This window comes from uncultured Cardiobacterium sp. (assembly GCF_938028185.1).
Lineage (GTDB): Bacteria > Pseudomonadota > Gammaproteobacteria > Cardiobacteriales > Cardiobacteriaceae > Cardiobacterium.
In genome coordinates this window covers 1-1,567 of sequence record NZ_CALJAH010000323.1, presented here as the reverse complement: position 1 = coordinate 1,567, position 1,567 = coordinate 1, and the positions used below count along the sequence as shown (strand labels likewise).

The 1,567-nt window shown below is 57.6% G+C and carries 3 protein-coding genes; all 3 read right to left on the bottom strand.

The window, feature by feature from the left end:
• On the bottom strand, positions 1-242 hold a 242-nt coding region (locus Q0349_RS09490; RefSeq protein ID WP_298080645.1), incomplete at its 3' end, for a ParB N-terminal domain-containing protein.
• Positions 232-1,107, bottom strand: a complete 876-nt coding sequence (locus tag Q0349_RS09485) for a ParA family protein (protein ID WP_298080644.1) — start codon at positions 1,105-1,107, stop codon at positions 232-234. The genes Q0349_RS09485 and Q0349_RS09490, both read right to left, overlap by 11 nt.
• Entirely contained in the window at positions 1,104-1,376 is a 273-nt protein-coding gene (locus Q0349_RS09480) for a hypothetical protein (RefSeq protein ID WP_298080643.1), read from the bottom strand. The genes Q0349_RS09485 and Q0349_RS09480 overlap by 4 nt, the downstream gene beginning before the upstream one ends.
• Positions 1,377-1,567 lie beyond the last annotated feature (191 nt).

Here is a 1,567-nt window from a genome sequence, read left to right as displayed (position 1 = left end):
ACACCTTCGCCGGGGCGTTTGGTCACGGTGAGCGGTTGTTGCAGACCGATGGCCTCAATCGATGCCATGATTTCATCCAGGCGCGGATTGTCCGACTGACGCGGGTTGAGCGGAAATTCCTGAATGTCATCGATGGTGATGGCAATTTCCTTGGTGCGGCCAATCAGCGTGCGGTCTTCCGGCGGCGCCAGTTCCCCGTCCATTTGCGGAGCCAGAACGTTGTCGTAGGCATTAGTGGACATCGCAGCCTCCTTTTGCCACCTTGAAGCAGCCGTCAAGAGTGAGGTCGCCGTAATGCGGCAGCAGCTCATGGATGACCGCTTCCATTACCGGCAGGGCGTTGCGCGGATTGTCACGACCGTATTCGATGCGGTGTGCCGGACGGCGCTCGCTGATGCACTCTTTCCAGACCACGCGCTGCGGGATAGAGGCGCGCAGCACCGCAATATGGCGTGCAATGGCACCAAAATTCTTGCGGATGGAGGCAATCGCATTGCGCGTCTCGGTGGTGTGATCCTCACGGTTGATGAGGATGCGCAATTGCGGCGGCTGTTCATTGCCGACCCCCATCGCTTCCAGCCCCTTGACCACATTGGAATAAATCTGGATGACACGCGGCAGCTCCTGCGCACTGATGAGGTCCGGCGTGGTCGGCACGATGACAATATCGGATGCCACCAGCGCCAGTTCCTGCAGCTGGCCACGGCCGTCCTTGCCCTGGGTGTCGATGATGATGATGTCGTAGCGATCGCGTACCCGCGCCAGCATGTTTTTCAGGGTGAACGCGGCGGAGAACTGCTCGGCCAGCCAAAGATTGAGACGCTCACTCTCGTCGTTGTTGACGATGACGGAAACGCCACTGAAATGTGTCGGCCGGATGGCGGACAAATCGCCCAGGGTGAGAAATTCATAAAGGCCGCTGCCGCTGCCAATATCCTGCGGCTTGCAGAAAAACTTGCTGAGGGATTGTTGCGGGTCAAGGTCAACGCACAGGACACGCAGTCCCATGTCGGCGAAAGCGCAGGCTCCGTTGATGGCCCACGTCGATTTTCCGACCCCGCCCTTGCTCGAAACCAGAGACAACGTTACTGCGTAGGGCGTATTCATGGGCGGCCTCCTTCCGTGGAGACGGCAGACGGGGCGAACAGGTCGCGGCTGTCCTGCTCGTAAGGCCCGATAAAGGAGCGGATTTCCTCGGGGGAGGCGTGGCTGAAAAAATAATCGCCGAGGATTTTGCGAATGAGCGCAGAGGTTTTCTTCGGCTTGCCGGCCTGCATGAAATAATCGCGCATGCCGGGATGCAGGTAAATCCGCATCAGCACCGGCTCGGCGGAGAGATGAACCAGCTGTAGCTGGCGTGTATCGGGTTGTTGCATGGTTGAACTCCGTAGTTGAACACACGGGGTCTTGCATGCCACCCGGCAGGATTAAAAAATCGCGGATTTCAAAAAATGGATTTTGTCAATCTGTTTATTATCAATAAGTTGTCCTCTAAAAACGATTCCGAGAACAGTGTATGTAAACGGGCACCGCGCCGCCGCTTGACCCGCCCGCGTTTTGCGCTACA

Excerpts from the sequence above, each read along its gene's own strand:
- Q0349_RS09485 (WP_298080644.1), bottom strand. The coding sequence starts at position 1,107 with ATGAATACGCCCTACGCAGTAACGTTGTCTCTGGTTTCGAGCAAGGGC.
- Q0349_RS09480 (WP_298080643.1), bottom strand. The coding sequence starts at position 1,376 with ATGCAACAACCCGATACACGCCAGCTACAGCTGGTTCATCTCTCCGCC.